We start from the raw sequence: 1,202 nt of genomic DNA, 5'->3' as shown, positions 1-1,202 counted from the left end.
CTTCCTTTGTGCTAGAGTATCCGTCTTGATCAAGTGGGTTTTGGCTCCCATTTTCGATTTTTCCGCAGCAAGGCGTTTGCGAGCACAATGAGCTTTCGCATGACGGCTGTTATGGCGACTTTCGGTGGCTTTCCGGCTTTAGTGAGGTCTTCGTACTTCGTCTTGAGGTCAGGGTTGAAGCGGTATGCGACAAGAGCTGGCATATAGAGCGCGTGGCGGACGATGGCCCTTCCGCCAGCAATGAAAGCGCGTCCGGTCCATCGTCCGGACTGGCGGCTCATGGGCGCTAGTCCGGATAATGCGGCTGCAGCCTTCTCATCCAGCCCGCCCAGTTCGGGCATCTCGATGAGGAGTGTAAAGGCCGTGATCTGCGAGACGCCAGGAATCGAAACGAGGATATCGAACCTGGCTTTGAGCGAGACGTCTGCGCCGATCAGCGCCATTATGGCCTCGTCCACAGCCTTCATCTGCCGCTCGATCTGCCTGAGCCTGTCAACATTTTGTCTCTTCAATAGCAGGTTGGACATGTTCTTCGCCCTATTCTTTGCGGCAGTCCTGTCCTTGATCAGGGCAAGACGCGCGACATGTAATTCCTTCAAGTCGTTGTGGGTTTGCGTGTTGGCTTGCAGGATGCGCTGTGCCAGAAGTGCGCCGTATTGGGCCAGCAGTCCGGCATCGATCCTGTCTGTCTTGGCCAGTCTGCCCGTGGCCTCAGCAAAACGTCGGGCAAGGCGGGGATTGACCTTGGAGAGCGGCAACCTTTGGACCATCATGAAGCGCTCGAAGGGCTTGTGATAGGCGCCTGTGGGTTCATAGACAATCCGCTCCAGGCCCTTTGTACCGATCCATCTGACAATGGCGGCAAATCCCTTGCGGTCATTGGCAACCTTCAAGGTTCCACCGTCCGGCAGGCTGTGCAGATCGATATGGTCTTTCGAGATGTCCGCGCCGATGGTAATATCCGTCATCTTTTCTCATCTCCCATGCTTGTCATCCGAGCCCGAAGCTCGGGTATCCGTTCAGGACGATTGGAAAAGATGGGGGCGATCAAACTCTAGCTCGGCCCGGTATTCGTCAGAATGGCGGCCTCGCATTTCACGATCCGTCCCCCATCGCCGGAAGAGGATGGCCGTCCTCTCCGGCGCTTCTTTATCTCACGAAGAAGCAAGAAGTTCATAAGACAAGCGTTTCCCTTTCATGTT

Annotated in this window: 1 protein-coding gene; it reads right to left on the bottom strand. The window is 55.7% G+C overall.

Annotation, left to right across the window (positions count from 1 at the left end; translation table 11 throughout):
- Nucleotides 1-29 precede the first annotated feature (29 nt).
- Complete coding sequence (locus PDO_RS15295; RefSeq protein ID WP_007603607.1) at nucleotides 30-968, bottom strand: IS110 family transposase; 939 nt, start codon at nucleotides 966-968, stop codon at nucleotides 30-32.
- Nucleotides 969-1,202 lie beyond the last annotated feature (234 nt).

The organism is Rhizobium sp. PDO1-076, assembly GCF_000247475.1.
Taxonomy (GTDB): Bacteria; Pseudomonadota; Alphaproteobacteria; order Rhizobiales; family Rhizobiaceae; genus Allorhizobium.
This window is presented reverse-complemented; position numbering and strand designations above follow the sequence as displayed.

What these genes read in the sequence shown, in the direction of transcription:
- PDO_RS15295 (WP_007603607.1), bottom strand. Translation starts at nt 968, where the DNA reads ATGACGGATATTACCATCGGCGCGGACATCTCGAAAGACCATATCGAT.